This window comes from Rhodoflexus caldus (assembly GCF_021206925.1).
Taxonomy (GTDB): Bacteria; Bacteroidota; Bacteroidia; order Cytophagales; family Thermoflexibacteraceae; genus Rhodoflexus; species Rhodoflexus caldus.
Map to the genome: position 1 here is coordinate 1 of NZ_JAJPRF010000039.1, position 540 is coordinate 540.

Here is a 540-nt window from a genome sequence, read left to right on the forward strand (position 1 = left end):
AGGTATCGGGGCCAAACACGGCTGCCATTGCCACACCTGCAAATGTTCAGACGTTGGTATCGGGTTTGGTACAGGGCACTTACGTATTTCGCCTGACGGCTACGGACAATGCAGGTGCAACAGCATCGGCCGATGTAAACGTTACGGTAAATGCCGCAGCCAACCGTCCGCCCGTAGCCAATCCGGGCGCCAACCAGAGCATCACGCTGCCTGCAACGCAGGTTGTATTTGACGGCAGACAGTCTTCCGACCCTGACGGCAGCATTACATCCTACCGATGGGAGCAGGTAGGCATCGGCAACAATTCGGAGGCCGTATTGATTAACTTTACGGGCAGCAGCCAGCAGGGATTGCCATGGAACAACACACCATCGGCGACCAATAGCGGAGCAGTGATAAACAACCTGCGCACCCAAGGGGGTCAGAGTTCACCGATAAATATCACGCTTCAATCCAATTGGGGAGGGAGCAATGAATTTGGTTCTACGGCCAACAACACGGGCGTAGTGCCTGACAACGTGATGCGTTCCTGCTTTTGGT

1 protein-coding gene is annotated in these 540 nt (G+C 54.8%); it reads left to right on the forward strand.

All coding sequences use genetic code 11. The features are described 5' to 3' along the window. The coding region (locus tag NDK19_RS16855) for a PKD domain-containing protein (protein WP_250633076.1) at nt 1-540 on the forward strand (540 nt) is incomplete at both ends.